Source organism: Formosa bonchosmolovskayae, from assembly GCF_051016085.1.
Taxonomy (GTDB): Bacteria; Bacteroidota; Bacteroidia; order Flavobacteriales; family Flavobacteriaceae; genus Formosa.
Map to the genome: position 1 here is coordinate 832,264 of NZ_CP174605.1, position 22,924 is coordinate 855,187.

The 22,924-nt window shown below is 35.7% G+C and carries 15 protein-coding genes and 1 tRNA gene; 3 read left to right on the forward strand and 13 right to left on the reverse strand.

Annotated features, from left to right (window positions below):
- Positions 1–52: 52 nt before the first annotated feature.
- Genes ACKC83_RS03500 through ACKC83_RS03535 form a run of 8 tightly spaced genes read right to left on the reverse strand, consistent with a single transcriptional unit; the run spans position 53 to position 11,563 of the window.
- Complete coding sequence (locus ACKC83_RS03500) at positions 53–1,846, reverse strand: cytochrome c oxidase subunit I (RefSeq protein WP_414036590.1); 1,794 nt, start codon at positions 1,844–1,846, stop codon at positions 53–55.
- Between the two features lie 36 nt (positions 1,847–1,882).
- Positions 1,883–2,956 (reverse strand): cytochrome c oxidase subunit II, encoded by a 1,074-nt coding sequence (locus tag ACKC83_RS03505; RefSeq protein ID WP_434037043.1) that lies wholly within the window; start codon positions 2,954–2,956, stop codon positions 1,883–1,885.
- Positions 2,957–3,002: 46 nt separating this feature from the next.
- Positions 3,003–4,337, reverse strand: a complete 1,335-nt coding sequence (locus ACKC83_RS03510) for a quinol:cytochrome C oxidoreductase (RefSeq protein WP_434037044.1) — start codon at positions 4,335–4,337, stop codon at positions 3,003–3,005.
- Between the two features lie 28 nt (positions 4,338–4,365).
- On the reverse strand, positions 4,366–4,923 hold the full coding sequence (locus ACKC83_RS03515; protein ID WP_414036587.1) for a c-type cytochrome: 558 nt from the start codon (positions 4,921–4,923) through the stop codon (positions 4,366–4,368).
- A 9-nt stretch (positions 4,924–4,932) separates the two neighbouring features.
- Positions 4,933–5,466 (reverse strand): DUF3341 domain-containing protein, encoded by a 534-nt coding sequence (locus ACKC83_RS03520; RefSeq protein WP_414036586.1) that lies wholly within the window; start codon positions 5,464–5,466, stop codon positions 4,933–4,935.
- Between the two features lie 9 nt (positions 5,467–5,475).
- Positions 5,476–6,927 carry an NrfD/PsrC family molybdoenzyme membrane anchor subunit gene (gene nrfD, locus ACKC83_RS03525; protein WP_414036585.1) on the reverse strand — a complete coding sequence of 484 codons (1,452 nt, stop codon included), beginning with the start codon at positions 6,925–6,927 and terminating at the stop codon, positions 5,476–5,478.
- 31 nt (positions 6,928–6,958) lie between these two features.
- The gene (locus ACKC83_RS03530; RefSeq protein ID WP_434037045.1) at positions 6,959–10,243 is read right to left on the reverse strand and encodes a TAT-variant-translocated molybdopterin oxidoreductase; all 3,285 of its coding nucleotides are present in this window, start codon (positions 10,241–10,243) and stop codon (positions 6,959–6,961) included.
- 30 nt (positions 10,244–10,273) lie between these two features.
- On the reverse strand, positions 10,274–11,563 hold the full coding sequence (locus ACKC83_RS03535; RefSeq protein ID WP_434037046.1) for a cytochrome c3 family protein: 1,290 nt from the start codon (positions 11,561–11,563) through the stop codon (positions 10,274–10,276).
- 210 nt (positions 11,564–11,773) lie between these two features.
- On the opposite strand from ACKC83_RS03535, the gene ACKC83_RS03540 reads away from it, so the two are divergent.
- Entirely contained in the window at positions 11,774–12,169 is a 396-nt protein-coding gene (locus ACKC83_RS03540) for an SPOR domain-containing protein (RefSeq protein WP_414036582.1), read from the forward strand.
- 190 nt (positions 12,170–12,359) lie between these two features.
- Here ACKC83_RS03540 and infB read toward each other — a convergent pair whose 3' ends face one another.
- Genes infB through rimP form a run of 3 tightly spaced genes read right to left on the reverse strand, consistent with a single transcriptional unit; the run spans position 12,360 to position 17,069 of the window.
- Complete coding sequence (gene infB / locus ACKC83_RS03545) at positions 12,360–15,332, reverse strand: translation initiation factor IF-2 (protein ID WP_434037047.1); 2,973 nt, start codon at positions 15,330–15,332, stop codon at positions 12,360–12,362.
- A 30-nt stretch (positions 15,333–15,362) separates the two neighbouring features.
- A complete protein-coding gene (gene nusA / locus ACKC83_RS03550; protein ID WP_414036580.1) occupies positions 15,363–16,595 on the reverse strand; it encodes a transcription termination factor NusA in 1,233 nt (410 codons plus the stop codon).
- Positions 16,596–16,607: 12 nt separating this feature from the next.
- Positions 16,608–17,069 (reverse strand): ribosome assembly cofactor RimP, encoded by a 462-nt coding sequence (rimP, locus tag ACKC83_RS03555; RefSeq protein WP_414036579.1) that lies wholly within the window; start codon positions 17,067–17,069, stop codon positions 16,608–16,610.
- A gap of 155 nt (positions 17,070–17,224) precedes the next feature.
- Here rimP and ACKC83_RS03560 point away from each other — a divergent pair, with 155 nt between their 5' ends.
- Entirely contained in the window at positions 17,225–18,052 is an 828-nt protein-coding gene (locus ACKC83_RS03560) for a universal stress protein (RefSeq protein ID WP_434037048.1), read from the forward strand.
- Positions 18,053–18,250: 198 nt separating this feature from the next.
- Here the strand turns inward: ACKC83_RS03560 and ACKC83_RS03565 are convergent, their stop codons facing one another.
- Both ACKC83_RS03565 and ACKC83_RS03570 read right to left on the reverse strand, forming a co-directional pair.
- Positions 18,251–18,706, reverse strand: a complete 456-nt coding sequence (locus ACKC83_RS03565; RefSeq protein WP_434037049.1) for a hypothetical protein — start codon at positions 18,704–18,706, stop codon at positions 18,251–18,253.
- Positions 18,707–19,391: 685 nt separating this feature from the next.
- Positions 19,392–19,464: transfer RNA gene (locus ACKC83_RS03570), tRNA-Gln, on the reverse strand.
- Between the two features lie 151 nt (positions 19,465–19,615).
- Here ACKC83_RS03570 and ACKC83_RS03575 point away from each other — a divergent pair.
- The gene (locus tag ACKC83_RS03575; RefSeq protein ID WP_434037050.1) at positions 19,616–22,924 is read left to right on the forward strand and encodes a glycosyltransferase family 117 protein; all 3,309 of its coding nucleotides are present in this window, start codon (positions 19,616–19,618) and stop codon (positions 22,922–22,924) included.

The window sequence follows — 22,924 nt, forward strand, 5'->3', positions numbered from 1 at the left end:
AGCCTTTTCAAACGAAATGAAAAGGCTTTTTTTATATGTTGACGAATTACGTTTAGTGTTGTAACTCTTCTTCTCCGTCTTTTAATGGAATGTTCTGAGGAACAAAATCTACATCGTGTCCAGGTTTACTATAATCGTAAGCCCAACGGTATACTGTAGGAATTGCTCCTGGCCAGTTTCCGTGAATATGTTCTACAGGAGTTGTCCACTCTAAAGTAGTAGATCTCCATGGGTTTTGAGTTGCTTTTTTACCAATAAAGATGCTTGCAAAGAAATTATACAAGAATACGATTTGGAATATTGCCCCTACAATTGCAAAGATGGTGATCACCTTATTAACATCGGCTAAATCATCGAATAATGGGAAAGCTGAGTTTGTATAATAACGTCTTGGTAAACCAGCCATTCCGATAAAGTGCATTGGGAAGAAAACCCCGTAAGCACAAATTGCAGTGATCCAAAAGTGAACGTAACCTAAGTTTTTGTTCATCATACGACCAAACATTTTTGGATACCAGTGGTAAATACCAGCAAACATTCCGTAAAGTGCAGATATACCCATTACCAAGTGAAAGTGAGCAATAACGAAATATGTATCGTGAACATTAATATCTAACGCACTATCTCCTAAAATAATTCCAGTTAAACCTCCTGTAATGAAAGTAGACACGAAACCTATAGAAAATAACATGGCCGTATTCATTTGTATGTTCCCTTTCCAAATTGTTGTAATCCAGTTAAAGGCCTTTACAGCAGATGGAATCGCAATTAATAAAGTTGTGAATGTAAATACAGAACCTAAAAATGGATTCATTCCTGATACGAACATATGGTGACCCCATACAATAGTTGAAAGGAATGCAATCGCTAAGATTGAAGCAATCATGGCACGGTAACCAAAAATTGGTTTACGAGAATTCGCGGCCATAATTTCTGATACTAATCCCATTGCAGGTAAAATTACAATATATACTTCAGGGTGACCTAAGAACCAGAATAAGTGTTCGAATAACACTGGTGATCCTCCTTGGTAATGTAACACTTCACCTTGAATAAATATATCTGATAAGAAGAATGATGTTCCAAAACTTCTATCCATAATTAATAATAACGCAGCAGATAATAATACTGGGAAAGAAACTACACCAATAATTGCAGTTACAAATAATGCCCAAATAGTTAATGGCAATCTAGTCATAGACATACCTTTAGTACGCATGTTAATAACTGTAACAATATAGTTTAATGAACCAATAAGTGATGATGCAATAAATAAAGCCATAGAAATTAACCAAAGTGTCATTCCCATTCCAGAACCACTAGATGCCATAGGAAGAGCAGATAATGGAGGGTAGATTGTCCAACCTGCTGCAGCTGGTCCAGCTTCAACAAATAAAGAGGATAACATGATAATACTAGAGATAAAGAATAACCAGTAAGAAACCATATTTAAGAATCCTGAAGCCATATCTCGAGCTCCAATTTGCAACGGAATTAAAAGGTTACTAAACGTACCACTTAATCCAGCAGTTAGTACAAAGAATACCATTATAGTACCGTGAATAGTTACTAATGCCAAATATATATCGGCATCCATAACACCATCTGGTGCCCATTTACCTAATAACATTTCAAATAAAACATTAGGTTCTCCTGGCCATGCAATTTGCATACGAAACATAATAGACATTAGGATCCCTATTATTCCCATAAAAACTCCTGTTATCAAAAATTGTTTAGAGATCATTTTATGATCTGTACTAAATATATATTTTGTGATAAACGTTTGTTTATGATGATGTCCGTGGTCGTCTTCGTGAACGTGAGTATCTGCGTGTGCTGACATAATCTATTTTAGGTTTTTTAAATCTTTTGGATTGAATTAATTTTGTACTAACGAATTTTTGAAAATCTTTTGTTCTTTAAGCCAAGCGTCATATTCTTCTTGGGTTACTACAATAATTTTCATTTGCATGTTATAGTGCGACTTTCCACAAATCTTGTTACATAACAATAAATAGTCAAACTCATACGCATCTAAGGCGTCTTCACCATTAGCAACTAATTCCTTACTATTCTCAACTCTAATGTCGTTAATGTTCTTTACTTTCTCAACGATATCTGGATTCTGACGCATCTCTGCAGTCGTTACTGAAGGTGTAAATCCAAATTGAGTTACCATACCAGGAACACAGTTCATTTGTGCTCTAAAGTGAGGCATATAAGCCGAGTGTAATACGTCTTGAGAACGCATTTTAAATAATACTGGCTTACCTACTGGTAAATATAATTCTGAAGTAATAATATCGTCTTGTGCATTCGGATCAGATTCGTCTAAACCTAAGATATTGGCTTTATCGATATCGATTAATCTTACGTTAGCTTTACCTAATGTATTATCGTTTCCACCATATCGTGCTTTCCAGTTAAATTGTTGTGCATACAACTCGATAACTATTGGATCGTCATCTTCGCTCACATTCATGATACTTGTCCAAGTAAATAATCCGTAGATAATTAAACCCGCCAAAGTAATTACTGGAATAATGGTCCAGATCGCTTCTAAGGTATTGTTATCTGCAAAGAATAACGCTTTACGACCTTTTTCACCTTTATATTTAAAAGCAAAATAGTGAAGTAAAAATTGAGTGATAGTTTGAACTACAAAAATAAGCACTAAAGAGATTATCATTAAGTTATCTATTCCAGGTCCATGCTCGGAAGCCGAATTAGATAATAAAGGCAAATCTCCCCATTTAACCACACAAACAATTGTAATGATATAAATGAAAGCTAAGAATCCTATCATCAGATAACCATTCAAAGTATTGTCCTTATCTGTAGCAATTTGGTCGTTTTGTTCTAATCCCACTTGAGCCAGATCAAAAATCTTAACCATTTGCCAGATGGCAATTGTTATAAATACTAATACTAAAATTATAAATAAAGCAGTCATACTCGTTCTTGTTGTTCTTTATATAATACTGTTACTTGCGCGTTGCTTAATAATGAAATTGTTCACTTTCTTTAACTAAAGGATTACGTTTTGCAAGTAATGGTGCTTTGGTTAAGGCTGTAAATACGATAAATATAAACAATCCTGCGAATAATAATACCGAGCTTATTTCAGGTATTCCAATAAACCATCTATCTCCTACAGTTGCAGGCATAATCATGTTGAAAATATCTAAATAATGTCCGAATAAAATAACAACACCAGCCATTACAACAAACCAATTTACACGTTTGTAATCACTATTCATTAAAACTAATAAAGGGAAAAGGAAGTTTAGGGCTACCATTCCAAAGAACGGTAAGTTATAATCTTCTATACGTGTTACAAAATATGTTACCTCTTCTGGAATGTTTGAATACCAAATAAGCATAAATTGAGAGAACCATAAGTACGTCCAGAACACACTAATACCAAACATAAATTTAGCTAAATCATGAATATGACTATCGTTAACTAATGGCAATAACCCTTTAGATTTTAAGTAGATTGTAACTAGTGCAATTACAGTAATTCCACTTACAAACATACTAGCGAATACGTACCATCCGAACAATGTTGAAAACCAGTGTGGATCTACACTCATAATCCAATCCCAAGACATAATAGATTCTGAATAAATAAAGAATACTAAAAATCCTGCAGAAATACGGAAGTTCTTTTTAAAGAATCGGTTATCGTCTGCATCATCTTGTGCGATAGAATATTTACGAGAGAAGTGTCTGTATAAAGACCAACCCGCGATAAAAATTAAACCTCTTACTGCAAACCAACCAATATTTAACCAATCGGCTTTACCTTGAAGTAATTTATCGTGAGCAACAACTTCAGGATCCATCCATACAAATAAATTGTAATGCCCAATAGTACCAGAAGCCACTGCAATTAAAAGTACAATTATAGCTCCAGGCAATAAATAAGCTGTGATTCCTTCCATTACTCTAAAGAGCACCGGAGACCATCCTGCTTGAGATGCGTATTGTAATGCGTAAAATGCTAAAGCCCCTAATGCAATCATCATAAAAAAGAAAGCAGCTACATACAATGCAGACCACGGTCTATTTGCTATTTGATGTTGCACATGCTCTGCGTGTGCATCGCCATGATGAGCATCAGCTTCTGCATGCATATCATGTGCATCGACAACGTGAGTAGATTCATCTACTGCATGTCCACCACCGTGATGTGCAGCCTCATCGGCTAACATAGTTTTTACTTCGTCTAAAGATTTATGAGAAGACATAAAACCATATACTACCCCTATAAATCCTAAGATTATTAGAGCGAAAGAAAATGTTCTTAATTTATTTGAAAGTGTGTACATATCTATATATAATCTTTATCTAATCGACTTACTTTTCTAAATCTGCTTTTAGTTCCATAACATAAGCAGCTACTTGCCAACGCTCTTCTTCTAACAATTGATTGCTATAAGATCCCATGGCATTTTTTCCATAATAAATAGTGTGATATACACTACCAACAGTAATATTACGTCCAGCGTCATCATACTTAGGAACTCCAAGAATTTTTTCTCTTTTTACAAGAGTACCTTGTCCATCTCCTTTCATACCGTGACAAATTCCACAATAGATATCGTATAATTCTTTTCCTCTTTTAGTATCAATTTGCGTTGAATCTAAAGGACTCATTAACGTTTCCTTTGCCAAATTGTATCCTTCTAAATCGTTAGCGATTTCAAATGGGATATGTCCTCTTGCAACCGATCCTTCTGCAGGTAATTGCGCTTCTACACCATTTCTAAAAGCAGTAGATTCACTATAAGTTTCATAACCAACAGACTCGTACATGTTAGGCATAAACTGATAGTTTGGTCTACCATTTTCTTGACATGAAACGACAGATATTAAAACTACGGCTATTGCAAATATTTTTATTAAGCTTTTCATTGGTCTGTATTAATGTGCTTTATCTACTAAGTTAATTTCTACTGCACCTGTACTTTTTAACAATTCTGCAATTTCTTGTTCATTGTTATTAGCCACAGCGATTTCCATTAAAAAATGATCGTCAGTAGTTCTTGGGTCTGGATTTTCTGCTTCTTTAAAAGGCCATATCTTACTACGTAAGTAAAAGGTAATAACCATTAAATGCGCTGCAAAAAATATAGTAAGTTCGAACATGATAGGCACAAACGCCGGCATGTTTTCTAGATAACTAAAACTTGGTTTACCACCAATATCTTGTGGCCAGTCTTCAATCATAATGAAATTCATCATAAGTGTTGCGACAGTTAAACCAATACATCCGTATATAAAAGCTGTGATAGCCAAACGTGTTGGAGCTAATCCCATTGCTTTATCTAGTCCGTGAACCGGAAACGGTGTATATACTTCTTCTATATGGTGTTTTGCCAAACGTACATCTTTAACGGCAGCCATTAAAATATCGTCGTCTGTATAAATAGCGTGAATAACTTTTGAAGATTCCATATGCTACTCTTAGTTTTTTGAATTATTAACTGAAGCTCCAGAGGTTCTTGCATCTGCACCAGTACCTACTAAACTATCTCCTCGCTCTCTAATTTTTTTGTAACTCTCTCCTGAAGACTTTAAAATAGTCTTAACCTCTGCTTGTGCAATTACAGGGAATGTTCTAGAGTACAATAAGAAAAGTACAAAGAAGAATCCTATTGTTCCAATAAATATTCCTATATCCACAAATGTAGGTGAGAACATTGTCCAAGACGATGGTAAGTAATCTCTGTGTAACGATGTTACAATAATTACAAAACGCTCGAACCACATCCCGATGTTTACCACGATCGAAATAAAGAAAGAGAACATAATACTTGTTCTTAATTTCTTAAACCACATAAACTGTGGAGAGAATACGTTACAAGACATCATCATCCAATAAGCCCATGCATAAGGACCTGTTGCTCTGTTTAAGAAAGCATATTGTTCGTATTCTACACCAGAATACCAAGCAATAAATAACTCTGTAATATAAGCCACACCAACTATAGAACCTGTAATCATGATTACAATGTTCATTAATTCGATATGTTGTACTGTAATATAGTCTTCTAAGTTACACACTTTTCTCATGATAATAAGAAGTGTGTTTACCATAGCGAATCCTGAGAATACCGCCCCTGCTACGAAGTAAGGAGGGAAAATGGTAGTATGCCATCCTGGAATTACAGAAGTAGCAAAGTCAAAAGATACAATGGTGTGTACAGAAAGTACAAGTGGTGTTGCTAAACCTGCAAGTACCAAAGATACTTCTTCGAAACGTTGCCAGTCTTTAGCTCTACCAGACCATCCAAAACTTAACAATCCGTAGATTTTCTTTTGGAAAGGCTTTACTGCACGGTCTCTTAACATCGCGAAATCTGGTAATAAACCTGTCCACCAGAAAACTAATGATACAGATAAATACGTTGAAATAGCAAATACATCCCAAAGTAAAGGTGAGTTAAAGTTTACCCATAACGAACCGAATTGGTTTGGAATTGGTAATACCCAGTATCCTAACCATGGACGACCCATGTGGATAATTGGAAATAAACCTGCCTGGAAAACCGCGAAGATAGTCATGGCTTCAGCAGAACGGTTAATTGCCATTCTCCATTTTTGACGGAATAATAAAAGTACCGCAGAAATTAATGTTCCCGCATGTCCAATACCAACCCACCAAACGAAGTTAGTAATATCCCAGGCCCAACCTACGGTTTTATTTAAACCCCAAGTTCCAATACCAGTTGATACTGTGTATAATATACATCCTATTCCCCAAAGGAAAGCAACTAATGAAATAGAAAAAACTATCCACCATAATTTATTTGCTTTTCCTTCTACAGGTCTTGCTACATCGACAGTTACATCGTGGTAAGACTTTTCTCCTGTAACTAAGGGTCTTCTTATAGGTGCTTCGTAATGAGACGCCATATCCTTATCTAATTATTTCTTAATTCGTTAATTATGCTTCTGTTGTATTTCTCACTTTTGTCTGGTAAATCACATTAGGTTTTGTTCCAATATGTTCTAACAAGTGATACATACGATTATCTTCTTTAAGGTGTGCTACCTTACTTTCTTTGTCGTTTACATCTCCAAATACCATGGCACCACTGCTACACGCCGCAGAACATGCTGTTTGGAATTCTCCGTCCTTAATTTCACGTCCGTCACGCTTAGCATCAAGAATTGTTTTTTGTGTCATTTGAATACACATAGAACATTTTTCCATTACACCACGAGAACGTACTACTACGTCAGGGTTTAATACCATACGTCCTAAATCATCATTCATATGATAATCGAACTCATCATTACCATTGTATAAGAACCAGTTAAAACGACGTACTTTGTAAGGGCAGTTGTTTGCACAGTAACGTGTACCAACGCAACGGTTATATGCCATATGATTCTGACCTTGACGACCATGAGAAGTTGCCGCTACTGGACAAACAGTTTCACAAGGTGCGTGGTTACAGTGCTGACACATTACTGGTTGGAAAGCGACTTGTGGATTATCTGAAGGATGTTCTAATTCTCCAAATCCTCCTAAAGATCCTTTCTCTCCAAATAAACCAGAGAACCCATCTTTTTTCTCGTTATCACCTTCAAAAGATTCGTCTGAAGAGTAATATCTATCTATACGTAACCAGTGCATATCACGGCTACGACGAATTTCACTTTTACCTACAACAGGCACATTATTTTCTGCATGACATGCAATAACACATGCTCCACATCCTGTACATGCATTTAAGTCGATAGATAGGTTAAAGTGATGTCCGATAGAACGATCAAATTCTCCCCATAAATCAACATCAGGAGATGTTACAGGCGTTTCAACGTGGTTAAGAGAAACCATTGGCATTGGGTTCCACTCACGCTTATCTTTTGTATTAAAGATCTCTAAAGTAGTTTCCTTAATAATATCGCCACGTCCCATTAATGTATTTTGTAACTGTACACAAGCAAATTCATGCTCGCCACCTACAGCACTTACACTAACATTCTGAATTGTATTAAAATCTTGGTATAACGTAAACGCATTTACACCCGTTTGCATTTCTTCTTTTAATCCAGCAGATCGACCATAACCAAATGATAAACCTACAGAACCTTTAGCTTGACCTGGTTGAATAAGTACAGGTACTTTTTCTAAAGTCGTACCATTTACCGTAACACTAGCATAACTACCATTAAGACCACCATTAGCAACATTTCTGTTTGTTAACCCTAATGCTTCTGCATCGGCTTTAGAAACCGTTAAGTAATTATCCCATGATGTTCTTGTAATTGGATCTGGAAATTCTTGTAACCATGGGTTGTTGGCTTGTTGACCATCTCCCATTCCTACTTTAGAATATAATACTAATTCTAATCCTTCAGATTTTGCAGAGCCAACTAATGCTGAAGCTGCTGCTGATCCAGAAATTTCATTAATAACAAAACCTTCACCTCCTAAAATTGGATTTGCATTTGGTGAATTTCTTGTTGTAGTAGACGTAATAAATTCATCTTTATCTTCATCGACTAAACCAATTCCTACAGCTGCCTCATGAATGACGTTACCAGCCCAAGTTCTTTGTTTTTTATCTTTTAAAACAGTTTTGGTTTCCTCAATTGTTGTATTAGAAACACCATTAACTAATGCCCCAAGTGATCCTGCTATAAAAGAACCATCATGTATTGCTTGGTTAAAAGATGCACCACCTAGAATATTGGCATTCCAAGTTTCTTTAATATAATCATGGTAAGACATTGAGTTATCTGTCCATGTTAATAAAGCCTCCTGAAATTGTTTTGTATCGAATAACGGACGAATAGTTGGTTGTGTTAACGCATAATGACCACGTCTTAATTCTACATCACCCCAAGCCTCTAAATAATGAGGTGCTGCAGCTAAATATTCTGTTTGAGAAGCTGTTTCGTCCGATTTCATCGAGAACGTTACAGCCAATTCTGTTTTCTTTAATCCTTCTGCAAAGTCTGCTGCGTTTGGTAAACTGTATAATGGATTTACACCACTCATAATAATACCACCAATACGACCAGCTTTCATATCTGCTACTAATTGAGCAACATCTTTGTCGTTTCCTTGTCTTGTTAAGATTGGAACTCTTGGTTTAAATGCTCTACTATTTAAAGCCGCATTAATTTCTAATACTAAAGCTTGCGCATTAACATCCTGAATTCCTGTAACAACTACACCGGCTCTACCTGATTTTTTAAGTAGAGATGCTGCATTCTTAACTGCCGCTTCCATATGTGCTGGAAGTGATCCAGAAACCGAAGTTCCAGTTATATTTCCATACAACTTAGCTAAAGCTACTTTTTGTTGACTTGGAGTTGCAGGCACACGCTTATCTGCATTGGCACCAGCTAAAGACATATTAGCTTCAAACTGAATATGCTTAGACATTTTTCCTTCCTGAGGAATACGTCCTGCCGAATAACCTGCATCAAAACCTCCACCTTGCCAGTCACCTATAAAATCGGCTCCAAAAGAAACAATAGTTTCTGCATGGGCGAAATCATAACCAGCTAAAGCACGACGGCCATATTTTGCTTGGTAAGCGTCTAAAGCTGCAGATTCCGAAATGGCATCATAAACTACGTGACGAACTTTACCGTATTTTTCTTTAAATGTATTAATTAATCGTTCTGTAGATGGACTAGAAAATGTTTGTGTTAACAACACAATTTCCTTTCCAGCACTACTAAGATTAGATAATTTAGAAGCTACTTCAGCATTAAAATCAGTCCAAGATACAGGGTTCCCTGCCTTAGTTGGACCTTGAACTCTTAAACTATCATACAAACCTAATACCGAAGCATTAACTCTTGCGTTAGCACTTCCATTAGTTTTTGCTAAGGAATTGTTCTCAATTTTAATAGGACGTCCTTCACGTGTTTTAACTAAAACACTAGCAAAATCAAAACCATCTGCAATCGTTGTTGCATAGTAATTAGCAACACCAGGAATTATTTGTTCTGGCTGAACTACATAGGGAATCGATTTAATAACTGGCCCTTCACAAGCTGCAAGCGAAGCGGCGGCTGTACTAAAACCAACATATTTTAAGAAATCTCTTCGTGTAGTAGAAGATGATGCAAGCGTTGCTTTATCACCTAAAAACTCGTCCGTAGGAATTTCTTCAACAAATTCGTTTTGCTTTAGCGCCTCAACAATAGAGCTGTTTTCGTTTAGCTCTTCAACACTTTTCCAGTATTTCTTGTTTGATGACATATTGTATAATTGAATTACTTCTTAAATAAATTAATAATGACACTTACCACATTCTAAAGCTCCCATCTGAGCAGCTGTAAGCTCCTCAACACCGTACTTTTTAGATAATTCTTCGTGGATTTTTGTATAGTAATCGTTGTCTTTAACTTTTACATTTGTTTCTCTGTGACAGTTAATACACCATCCCATTGTTAATGGAGCATGCTGATACATAACTTCCATTTCCTGAACAGGACCATGACATGTCTGACAATCTACACCTGCAACAGTAACGTGTTGCGAGTGGTTAAAGTAAACGAAATCTGGTAAATTATGAATTCTCACCCATTTTACTGGTTGCGTTTCTCCTGTATATTTTTGCTCGGTATCATCCCAACCAACAGCCTTGTATAACTTTTGAATTTCGCCATCGTAAAACTCTTTGCTGTATTCTGGAGTTGCTGTACTTTCTGCTACTTCGTAAATAGACTTGTGGCAGTTCATACATACATTTAAAGATGGTATACCTGATGTTTTACTAACTCTAGCTGAAGAGTGACAGTACTTACAATCGATACCGTTATCTCCTGCGTGAATTTTATGAGAGTAGTGAATTGGTTGCACTGGCTCGTACCCTTGGTCTACACCTACCTGCATCATAAAACCATACACATGGTAACCTCCCACTAATAATAAGATAACCACAGTAACTAAAACTAGAAACTGATTTTGCACAAACGCTTTCCAAAGTGGTAAGCGTGTAGATTTTTCTACAGTTACACCTTTAGCTTCAGCAAAGCGATTTAAAGTTTGTCTTACCAAAATTAAAGCCATCGCTAATAAACCAAATAAAAGCACTAATGCTCCTAATATAATTTTATTAGAAATGCTGTCGCCTTCACCACTAGCTTTAGACATTCCAACTTGACCTGCTGCTGGAGCCGGAGCGGCTTTTTCTTCTGCAGTATAGGCTAAGATATTATCTAAGTCTTCATCAGATAACTGAGGAAACGCTGTCATCGGAACACCATTATACTCATTAAAGATTTTATTGGCGTATTCGTCTCCAGACTTAATAAGTCCTGAACTGTTGCGGATCCAAGAATGTATCCATTCTTTATCAACTCCTGCTTCATCACTTAAACGTGCTTCAATATTACGAAGAGCAGGTCCTGTCATTTTTTTATCTAACTGGTGACAAGCAGCACAATTAGAATTAAACAATGCTTTTCCTTTTGCCGGGTCGCCTTGAGCCGAAAGAGAGGTTGTAAACGCAAGTAAGATAACTATAGCTAAACGGAAGATGTTTTTGCTTAATTTACGGTGAATCACCTGTTTCATATTATTTGTTGAATTAACTTCTTAACTTTTGAATGACTTACTAATCTAAAGCAGATAAAAATCAGTTATAAAATTTGGAACAAAAATAACATTTAAAGTGGATTGTAAAAACGTTATAGAACCGTTAAATGTAATTTAGAAAAATTCTAAATAAAAAATAATTATATCTTTATACGAATAACATTTACATTTGTAGCAAATAACTTGAAAATGAAATTATTGAATATAAAGCTTATTACACTAACCGGGTTATCCGTGTTTGCATTATCTACGAAAACCTTTTCACAACAAAGTAATATTGTTATTAATCAGGACGAAAAAATTACAAAACTACTGAATGTTAAAAAGGAAATGAATAAAGACGAAAATGCTACTGATCGCTATAAAATCCAGCTATACTCTGGAAACCGAGCCGATGCAGAAAGCACGTTAAGCAAGTATAAGAACGCATTTAACCAATGGGAAGGCACCTTAGTTTACGAGACACCTAACTATAAAATTTGGGTGGGTAGTTTTAGAACCCGATTAGAGGCAGATCGTGCCTTAATTGAAATAAAAGAGAAGTATCCAAACGGTTTTATCTTTAAACCGAAGTCGAAAAACTAAGGTAAAGATTCCTTCCGTTTTTCACCTAATAATGGCCGATAATGGGCAGTATTTAAAACAATGACATATGTCATTGTTTTAAAAAGAATAATCTCAGGTAAAGACCAATTAAAATCCGAACATTATTATAATTTAAAAGCACAAAAAAAGGCGACCAAATGGTCGCCTTTTCTATTACTATATATAAAACTTATTTAAGTTTCTTTTTTACTTCTACTTCGTGGAAGGATTCGATTACATCGCCTTCCTTAATGTCGTTGTAGTTCTTAATTTGCATACCACAATCATATCCTTTAGATACTTCTTTAACATCATCTTTAAATCGTTTAAGCGACGCTAATTCTCCAGTGTATACAACTACACCATCTCTAATTAAACGCACTCCTGAAGATCTAATAATTTTACCGTTAGTAACCATACAACCGGCGATACTTCCGATTTTAGATACTTTAAAGATTTCTCTAATTTCTGCAGTACCAGTAATCTCTTCTTTAAGCTCTGGAGATAACATCCCTTCCATAGCATCTTTAAGATCGTTAATAGCATCGTAGATAATTGAGTATGTACGGATATCTATTTCTTCCTTATCTGCCATGGCTCTAGCATTACCCATTGGTCTTACATTAAATCCGATAATAATCGCATCCGATGCAGAAGCTAATAACACATCACTTTCTGTAATGGCACCAACACCTTTATGAATAATATTTACTTGAATCTCTTCAGTAGATAATTTCTGGAATGAATCTGTTAATGCTTCAACAGAACCATCCACATCCCCTTTAAGGATAATGTTTAATTCTTGGAAGTCACCTAAAGCAATACGACGACCAATTTCATCTAGAGTAATATGACGTTGTGTACGTACAGATTGCTCACGTTGTAATTGTGTACGTTTAGTAGCAATACGTTTTGCTTCACGTTCGTCTTCAAATACATTGAATTTATCACCCGCTTGTGGCGCACCATCTAATCCTAAAATAGATACAGGCGTACTTGGTCCAGCTTGTTTCACTTCGTTACCACGTTCATCATGCATGGCTTTTATCTTACCACTGTTTTTACCAGCTAATACGTAATCACCAATTCTTAATGTTCCTGCTTGTACTAAAATCGTAGATATGTAACCACGACCTTTGTCTAAGAATGCTTCTACAACAGTTCCTGAAGCCATTTTATTTGGATTGGCTTTAAGCTCTAATAATTCGGCTTCAAGTAATACCTTTTCTAATAATTCTTTTACTCCTGTTCCTACTTTTGCAGAAATATCGTGAGATTGTATTTTACCACCCCAATCTTCTACTAATAAGTTCATTTGTGCCAGACGTTCTTTAATACGTTCTGGATTTGCTGCAGGTCTATCTATTTTGTTAATCGCAAAGATAATTGGCACACCTGCTGCTTGAGCATGTGCAATCGCCTCTTTTGTTTGCGGCATAATATCATCATCGGCAGCAACTACAATAATGGCTAAATCGGTAACCTGAGCACCACGAGCACGCATAGCTGTAAAGGCCTCGTGACCTGGTGTATCTAAGAATGCGATTTTTTGGCCGCCTTCTAATTGTACTCCATAAGCACCAATATGCTGTGTAATTCCTCCAGATTCCCCGGCAATTACGTTTTCCTTACGGATATAATCTAATAATGAAGTTTTACCGTGATCTACGTGACCCATTACCGTAACAATCGGCGCACGTTCAATTAAATCTTCTGGTTTATCTTCAACGATTTCTATATTATCTTCAAGATCTGAAGTTACAAACTCTACTTGGTATCCAAATTCGTCTGCAACAATAGAAAGTGTTTCTGCATCTAAACGCTGGTTCATAGTAACCATCATACCTAACGACATACAAGCCGAGATAATTTGTGTTACCGAAACATCCATCATGGTAGCAACTTCACTAGCTGTAACAAATTCTGTTACTTTTAAGATTTTGCTTTCTACTTCTTGCTGATCTAGATCTTTCTGACTTTGTTCTCTATGGTGATCTCTTTTATCTCTACGATACTTAGCACCTTTACCTTTACTAGATTTCCCTTGAAGTTTCTCTAAGGTTTCTCTAACTTGTTTTTGAACATCTGCTTCACTAGGTTCCTCTTTTACAATCGGACGTCTAGCTTGACCTGGTCCACCCGGTCTTTTACCTTTATAAGTACTTGGTCTAACTTGTCTTCCTGGTCCTCCAGCAGTTCCTCCTGGTTTAGCAGTAGTAGACTTGTTATCTCCAGGTTTACTAATACGACGACGTTTTCTTTTATTGGCCGCAGCATTATCGCCAGCTTTAGCAACTGGTTTCTTTTTAGGCTTATTAAACTGAGATAAATCTATTTTTTCTCCTGCGATTTTTGGTCCCGAAAGTTTAGTATATTTCGTTTCTATACGCTCATCTACCGGTTTATCTTCTTCAGCTTTTGGCTCTTCTTTTTTAACGGGTTCAGATGTTTTTGGAGTTTCTGTTTTCTTAACCTCTTGAACAGGTTTTGGAGTAGTTGGAGGTGGCGTAGATTTTGTAGGTTGCGAAGGTGGAGTAACTGGTTTTGGCTTGTGTTCCACTTTTGGTGTGTCTTGAACTTTAGCTTCTTCCTGTTTAACAGCAGGTTTTTCTTCCTTTTTCTCAGGAACAACATCAGCTTTAACAACAGGTTTTTCTTCCTTTTTAACTTCCTTTACTTCTTCTGCTTTAACAGCTTCTGCTTGAGGAGCAACAACTTTAGGCTTTACGTCTTCAGTTTTTGGTTGAATAGGTTCTTCCTTTTTCTCTGTTGGTTTAGAAACAGGTTTAGGTTTTGGATCTAAATCGATCTTTCCTACTTGTTTCGGACCTGAGAGCGTTGTCTTGGCTTTTACTACTTCCTGCTCTTTCCTTGCTTCTTCCTTCTTAGCTTCTTCTTTTTGTTTTGCTTCAAGTTCACGCTCGCGCTGTTCACGCAAGGCTTCTTTTTCTTTCAGCTTTGCTTCACTTACTTCTTGAGAGGCCACCTTCTTATTAGCATCCGTTTGAAATTCGCCAGAAAGTACGTTGTATACTTCCTGAGAAATTTTTGTGGTAGGACGCTTATCGATTTCCATACCTTTAGATTCCAAAAAATCTACTGCACGGTCGATAGAGATGTTTAACTCACGTAAAACTTTATTTAATCTTATTGTTTCAGCCATAAATTGCCTTTAATATACTCCAAATATAAGTTATTCTTCAAACTCTTCTCTAAGAATTCTAATAACTTCGTTAATTGTTTCTTCTTCTAAATCGGTTCTTTTCACTAAATCTACTACATCTTGCTCAAGAACACTTTTTGCTGTATCAAGCCCAGCTTTGCTTAACTCATCAATAATCCACTTATCAATTTCATCAGAAAATTCTGTTAACTCAACATCCTCTTCTGCGCCTTCTCTAAACACATCAATCTCATAACCAGTTAATTGACCAGCTAATCTAATATTGTGTCCACCACGTCCAATGGCTTTACTTACTTCTTCAGGCTTTAAAATAACTTCTGCTCTTTTGTTTTCTTCATCAATTTTAATCGATGTCACTTTCGCTGGACTTAACGCTCTAGTGATGTACAATTGCAGGTTATTTGTATAATTGATAACGTCTATATTTTCGTTACCTAATTCACGAACAATGCCGTGAATTCTAGATCCTTTCATACCTACACAGGCACCAACTGGATCTATACGATCATCGTAAGAATCTACAGCTACTTTAGCTTTTTCTCCAGGGATTCTTACTACTTTTTTAACAGATATTAATCCGTCAAAAACTTCTGGTATTTCTTGTTCGAATAATTTCTCTAAGAATAAAGGTGATGTACGAGACATAATAATGCCTGGTTTACTTCCTTTTAACTCTACGTTTTCAATTATTCCTCTAACATTATCTCCTTTTCGGAAAAAATCCGATGGAATTTGTTTCTCTTTTGGTAAGATGATTTCGTTACCTTCATCATCTAATAAAATAATTGCTTTGTGACGTATATGGTGCACTTCAGCAGTATAAATATCTCCAATTAAATCTTTAAATTGCTTGTAGATATTAGTATTATCATGTTCGTGAATTTTAGAAATTAAATTCTGACGTAATGCTAAAATAGCACGACGACCTAAATCTATTAACTTCACTTCTTCAGAAACATCTTCTCCTACTTCAAAATCAGGCTCAATTTTTTGAGCTTCACTTAATGAAATCTCTTGATTAGGCTCTTCCACTTCACCATCGGCAACTACAATACGGTTTCTCCATATTTCTAAATCACCTTTATCTGGGTTTATAATAATATCAAAATTATCATCGTCTCCAAACTTTTTCTTCAAGGCATTTCTAAAAACATCCTCTAAAATCGCCATTAACGTTACACGATCTATTAATTTATCGTCCTTAAATTCTGAAAAAGAATCAATTAACGCAAGATTTTCCATAACTCTTTTGAATTAAAATTTAATCATAACTTTCGCTTCTACTATGTCGCTATAAGAAATATTTGCTTTTTTCTGAACCGTAACTTTACCTTTCCCTACTGGTTTAGGCTCTCTAGCTTTCCATTCCAAAACTATTTCGTCTTCATTAGCATCTACCAAAACAGCTTCTATTGTATCTGTTTGGGTTTTAACCTCTAGTGTTCTCCCTATATTTTTAGCATACTGCCTGCTCTGTACTAGAGGAGACGCTGCTCCTGCCGACATAACTTCTAGTGAAAAATCGTGTTCTTCTCTATCTATATCATGCTCTATAGCTCTACTAATAAACATACAATCCTCAACACTCACACCTTCATCTCCATCGATAATTACCTTTACAGCATTCTCTCCAGAAACAGTTAAACTAATCAAAAACAAATCATTTCGTTCTTGTAAGGCGCTTTCTAATAAATTCTCAACAGTTGTTCTAAACATTTTTTAGTATAAAAAGAGGGGACTCTGTCCCCTCGCATATTCTTTTTTCTTACAACGGGGCAAATATACAACTTTTTTTTTGACAATTACAAGCTTTCAAATACCAATTTTTATCCGTATTTTTATATAGTTATTTAACTCCAAAAAATACAATCATGAAACGCATATTAGTCCCAACAGATTTTTCGAAAGAAGCTGAATTTGCAACAAAAACAGCAGCCAAAATTGCTGCAAAATTTGGTTCCGAAATTTTCTTCGTCCATATGATCGATCTTCCTAACGCAGAATTAGACAAAACACACCAGTCTATCAGTGAAGTTCCTGAAGCTTTATTTTTTATAAAACTTGCAGCGAAACGCTTTAACGAACTGTTATCTCAGGATTTCTTAGACAACATTACCATACACCATTCCATAAAAACCGACTCGACTTTTGCCGGTATAAACGAAACTGCCGAAGAACTAGATATAGATTTAATTGTTATGGGCTCGCATGGCGCTTCAGGATTTAAGGAAATATTTATTGGCTCGAACACCGAAAAAGTAGTTCGCACCTCTAAAGTTCCTGTTTTAGTTATAAAGGAAAACGAACAAGAATTTAAAACAGATCACCTAGTTTTTGCTTCAGACTTTCAGTTTAACAGCATTCACACCTATAAAAAAGCCGTTAAATTTGCTAAAAAATTCGACTCTAAAATCCACTTGTTATTAGTAAATACACCAAATAATTTTTCTTCGACTACCGAAGCAAAAAAACGTATTGCTAATTTTATTGAACATTCGGATTTCACAAATTACACTATTAACATTTACAATGATGACACGGTAGAAAAAGGAATTCTAAATTTCTCTGAAGATATCGATGCCGACATTATTGGAATAAGCACAACTGGCCGACAAGGTATTGCTCATTTCTTTAACGGTAGCATTAGCCAAGACATCGTGAATCACGCTATTAGACCAGTGATTACTTTTAAAATATAATAAACAACAAATTCTTAAAAAGCGCCTAATTGCAATAATTAGGCGCTTTTTTTTATTATCAAAATCAAACCACATGTCTCACTACCTATCCCTCACAAACTAACAGAAAATCATTCTGTATAGTACTGAAAAACTAATAATTGCATATAAAAAAACCACCTCGATAAGGTGGTTTTAAAATTTGGTTTGTTTAAAGGACTACTGCTCACCAATTAAAGGCAATGCTTCTTGCAACACCTCATCTATCGAGGTTTGCACATAACGCTCGAACTGTACAAATTGAGACGCCGTTTTTGCTCCTAGCTCCTTTTTAATTTTTTTATAATATTTTTTTTGAAGTTTTTCATTCTTCGCTCTCACCGCAAATGTTTCTTTAACCAATGCATCGGCTTGCTCATCGGTTAAGGTTTCGTATTGATCTACATACGTTTCTAAAAGCGACATACGAGTACTCGCCACATCTCTACGCTCTAAAGTATACGCATCATAAATACTATTGAAAGTCATCGCTTTCGTAGCATCTAAATCTAAGTACTCTCCAATAACAGTTTTCTTTTCAGAATTATACAAATCCTTAAAAGCTTCCATCTCAGCATCCTGTGCAGTCATATTAAAAGCACATAATACTGTTAATACAAGTAAAATTTTTTTCATTTTTAAATTGTTTAGATTAATTAATAGTCTTACGAATATATTATTTTATCACTTAAAATGCTATGTTTTTTTTGAGGCGTTCGAGCGGAGTCGAGAACAAAGTTTATAAAAATATCCTCTGTAGCATGTTAACAACAAAGACTAACCACACCATTTAATTATAAAACTCTAGTTCAACACATAAGCTTCTCGACACCGCTCGAAGACCCAATAATTACAACTTATACGTTCAGGGCGTTCGAGCGGAGTCGAGAACACAACTTAAAAAAATATCCTTATCACATATCAACAAACAGATAAATCCACCCTTTAATTAGTAAGTTCAAGATTACAAAACACGCTTCTCGACGCCGCTCGAAGACCGTTTAAATTTAAATCCCCAATCTTACAACCGCTCTTCTAGATTACATCTAAACAGTAAAACAACTTATTTCCCCAGGGCGTTCGAGCGGAGTCGAGAACAGAAAAATGAATTCGCATTTAAAAAATAAAACAACACTTAAAGGCAACAGCACATGAACATTAAAAGAGCAACAAGACAAAAACCCATCTTAACACACTTATAACAAACATTATATAATATTTAAAAAGAAAGAAAAACAAAAACCACACGCTCCAGCAGAAACAATTAAGAAAACGTATAAAATAACAAAACCCCAACCTTTTTCAAGATTGGGGTTTGTTGTTGGCCCACTAGGGCTCGAACCTAGACTCTTTGGTACCAAAAACCAACGTGTTGCCAGTTACACCATGGGCCATCATTAATTTGAGAGTGCAAATATAGAACATTTCACAATACACGCAAACTTTTTTTTATTTTTTTTTCATCTAAGTACTAACCTTTACTTAAAACGCTTCACTGTTACATATTTATTATTAAATTCGCCTACCGAATAAATACTGAATTTCATGACACAATTCAACTTTAAAAAGTGGAATACCATCTTAGGCTGGGTTGCCTTTGCCATCGCTTTAGTTACTTACGGACTAACCGTTGAACCTACTGTTAGCTATTGGGATGCTGGAGAATATATTTTAACATCTGCCAAACTTCAGGTAGGACATCCACCAGGAGCACCTCTATTTCAAATGCTCGGTGCTTTTTTCTCGACATTTGCTTTAGAACCTGAACAAGTAGGATACATGCTAAATTTAATGAGTGCTTTTGCTAGTGCTTTTACTATTTTATTCATGTTCTGGACCATTACTTTACTATTAAAGAATATTATTTCTAAACACGAAACTCTTTCAGACTCTAAAGCAATTGCTATTCTTGGAAGTGCATTAGTAGGAAGTTTAGCCTTTACATTTACCGATTCGTTTTGGTTCAACGCTGTAGAAACCGAAGTTTACGCCATGGCCACATTAATGATGGCGGCTATGTTTTGGCTAGGTTTACGCTGGGAACAAGATATGAACACGCCTAGAGGAAACCGTTGGTTGGTTTTAATTGCCTTTGTTATTGGTTTATCGTTTGGTGTACACTTTATGGGATTACTAACTATTCCTGGAATTGCACTCGTATATTATTTTAAAAATTATAAAACCATTACCGTTAAGAACTTCGTTATAGCAAATGTTGTGGCCGTAGCGATTTTATTATTTATATTTAAATTACTTCTGCCTAACGCACTAAAATTCTTTAGTACTTCGGAAATATTTTTCATAAACTCTTTAGGATTACCATTTAATTCGGGAACTATAATTGCTGCAGTAGTACTTATCGCAGCCTTTTATTATGCCTTAAAATACACACGCGAAAAAGGCTATATCCACTTAAATACTTTAGCACTTTGTTTATTATTTATCTTTATAGGATTCTCGTCTTGGATTATGCTTCCTATCCGTGCAAACGCTAATGTGGTTGTAAATGAAAATAATCCTTCTGATGCTCGTGAGCTTTTAGCGTATTATAACTTAGAACAATATCCGGAGACACACTTGTTTTACGGACCACAGTTTACAGATCAGTATGCGGGCTTAGATGAAAACAATCCTTATATAGACGACAAGCCTAACTACGAAAAAGACGAAGCCCAAGGTAAATACGTTATTGTAAACGATTACAAACGCGCGAAACAGAATTACAATTCTAATCATGCATCTATACTTCCTAGAATGTGGAGTTCGGAACATGCCGAAAACTACATGATCTTTACAGGATACTTAGATTTTAATATAAAACCAGAATACCAGATGGAAGACCAACTGCGTACTTCTGTTGCAAACTTTAAAAACGATGTTGCTTTAGGTAACGTAGGATACCAAGACTACAACAGCTTTTTAAAACAATTCGGACAATATTTAGATATCGAAAAGCCAACCTTAGCGAGCAATATCGTGTATATGTTTCAATACCAATTGGGATACATGTATTGGAGATATTTTATGTGGAATTATGTCGGAAAACAAGACGATATTCAAGGTAAATACGACGACCACGGAAATTGGTTAAGTGGTATTAATTTTATAGACGAGTGGCATTTAGGCATGCCGCAGTCCAACCTACCTAGCGATGTTAAAAACAACAAAGCCAGAAATACGTATTACTTTTTACCACTAATCTTAGGTTTACTAGGTCTGTTCTTTTTGTTTAATAAAGACAAGCAAATGTTTTGGGTGCTTTTCGTGTTCTTCCTATTTACAGGAGTTGCCATACAAGTATACACCAACGTTAGGCCGTTCGAACCTCGAGAACGTGATTATTCGGTAGTAGGATCATTCTACGTCTTTGCCATTTGGATAGGTTTCGGGGTATACGCCATTTACGAAACTTTAAAGAAATACGTAAAATCTCCTCTCTTAGGACCTGCCATAACATTAGCTTGTTTAGTTCTTGTTCCTGGAATTATGGCCGCTAACAATTGGGACGATCACGATAGATCGGACAAATATACAGCGCGCTCTATGGCCAAAATGTATTTAGATTCTTGTGCCGAAAATGCCATTTTATTCACCATTGGAGATAACGACACCTTTGCACTGTGGTATGCTCAAGAAATTGAAGGCTACCGTACCGATGTTCGTATTGTAAACACGAGTTTATTCCAAACAGACTGGTATATCGACCAAATGAAGCGTAAAGCGTACCAGAGCGATCCTATTCCTTCTCAATTAACTCACGAACAATACCGTTACGGAACACGTGATTATATTATGAAACGTATTGTTTCTGAAGACACCATGAACATTAAAGATTTTATAAATTTTGTGGGTAGCGATAACCCGAAAACAAAATTTAAATACATTTTAGAAATGCAAGGTGAGGACCCTAGTTATTACCCATCTCAACTTCAAAACTCTAATTATTTCCCAGTAGAAAATCTTACGGTTTCTGTAAACAAAAAAACAGTATTAGATAACGGTATAGTGGCTTTAAAAGATGCCGATAAAATTGTAGATGAAATTAATTTAAAAATCAGTAATAGTGCTTTATTGAAAAACCGATTGTTAATGTTAGATATAATAGCTAATAACGATTGGAAGCGTCCGATTTACTTTACTGGAGGTAGTTTTGGAGACGACGATTATTTATGGATGAAAGATTACCTGCAATTAGACGGCATGTGCTACAAATTGGTACCGATTAAAACACCAATTAATAGAAATAATCCGTTTGATATGGGACGTGTAGATGCGGATTTAATGTATAAAAAAGTTAAATCTTGGGATTGGGGTAACAGCGGAAGCTCAGAAATTTACCACGACCCAGAAACCCGTAAAAATTCTATTTCTTACCGCGGAAACTTAGCGCGATTAATGGAGCAGTTAATTAACGATAAGAAATTAGACAAGGCTGAAGAAGTAGCAGATATTGCTATGGAAAACATGCCTGTGGAATACTTTGGGTATTACACGCTTCTAGAACCTTATGTTGCGGGATACTACGAAGTTGGTGCAGATGAAAAAGCTAAAAAATTATTTAAAGATGTGGCTACAAAATACCAAGAATACTTAACGTACTACAGCACTTTAAAAATAGAAAAGCAATACGACATCGCTGAAGAAATTGTAACAAATATCGAGCGTTATAAATCGTTAGTAGACGTTTTATTAAGACACGACACAGAGTTTGCTAAAACTGAAATGGAAACGTTTAATAACCATTTAAAATTATTTGAACATTTTTACGGTGGTAGTGCTCCAGAACCTGAAGCCATACAACCAACAGATTTAGATATTCTTCCAAATGATAGCGCTATTGTACCAGTAGAATAA